General features: G+C 52.2%; 1 protein-coding gene. It reads left to right on the forward strand.

Going from position 1 to position 1,311, the window contains the following annotated elements; translation table 11 throughout:
• Window positions 1-56: 56 nt before the first annotated feature.
• Window positions 57-1,282 (forward strand): IS3 family transposase gene (locus QMZ65_RS25140; RefSeq protein WP_502921548.1). Its coding sequence is split into 2 segments (ribosomal slippage): window positions 57-399 and window positions 399-1,282, totalling 1,227 coding nucleotides; the frame shifts between segments, so codons are not numbered across the junction.
• The last annotated feature ends 29 nt before the right edge of the window (window positions 1,283-1,311 follow it).

Below are 1,311 nucleotides of genomic sequence, written 5' to 3' on the forward strand. Positions count from 1 at the left end.
TGTAATAGCCCCCGTTTAAACCGGACACTTCACCAGTAAGACATAGTCATAGAGCTATGTTTAAGGAGTGTCCTGTGCAAAGAATCGAAGTGATCACTGGCGAGCAAAAACGCCGTCGTTATACTCCTGAAGAGAAAGCCCGTTTTGTTGCGCTCGCCATGCAGCCCGGCTACACCGTCTCACTCGTTGCCCGGCAATATGGCATCACACCCAGTCTTCTTTTTAAGTGGAAACGGCTCATGAACGAAGGTGGAAAGTCTGCGATCTCCGCTGGCGACGAGGTGGTCAGCGTCTCCGAGGTCAAAGCGCTGGAGAAAAAAGTCAAACAGCTTGAACAAATGCTGGGCCGCAAAACGATGGAAGCCGAAATCCTTCGGGATGCGCTTGAGATAGCCCAGGCAAAAAAGTTGATATCGCGCATGCCATTGCTGCCACCGGACGATACCCCCTCATCCGAATAGCAGAAGTGCTCTGCGTATCGCGTTCGAATCTTTATGAACGGCTGCTGAAGAAGCGCCAGCAGCGGCCAGCCCGCTATAGCAAAGATGATGACGCCCGACTGTTACCGCTTATCCGCCAGATATGCAGCGAGCGGGCGACAAACGGCTATCGTCGCGTGACGGCACACCTCAATCGTGCGCTGAAGGAACAAAACTGGCGGGTTAACCCCAAACGCATTTACCGGATCATGCAGGTGAATAACCTGTTGCTGGCAAAATCTGGCTATAGAAAGCCAGAGCGCAGTCATACCGGCAACATCGTGACACTCAAGCCAGATACGCGCTGGTGTTCAGATGGTTTTGAAATCCGCTGCTGGAATCGGGAAGTCGTGCGGGTAGTGTTCAGCCTTGACTGCTGTGATCGCGAAGCGATCTGCTGGTCGGCGACAACAGGTGGAATAAACAGCATTATGGTGCAGGATCTGCTGACAGAGAGTGTGGAAAAGCGCTTTGGCAATACGCTATACCTGCCACATGCCGTTGAGTGGCTGACCGATAATGGCAGTTGCTACATAGCCGACTCAACAAGAACGTTCGCCGCCTCACTCGGGTTCATCGTGTGTACGACGCCAGTGCGCAGTCCGGAGAGCAATGGGATGGCTGAATCGTTCGTTAAAACGTTCAAGCGTGACTACGTGCATGTGAATGATCTGCCCGATGCCATGACAGTGATGGGAAAACTGACGGAATGGATGGAAGACTATAATAACTGGCATCCCCATAAAGGGCTGAAAATGCAGTCACCAAGGGAATACAGAAGTTCGCTGCTAGCTATAAATTAACCGTGTCCGTTTTAGCGGGGGCAACTCCA

Source organism: Pantoea sp. EABMAA-21, assembly GCF_030053335.1.
Taxonomy (GTDB): domain Bacteria; phylum Pseudomonadota; class Gammaproteobacteria; order Enterobacterales; family Enterobacteriaceae; genus Pantoea; species Pantoea communis.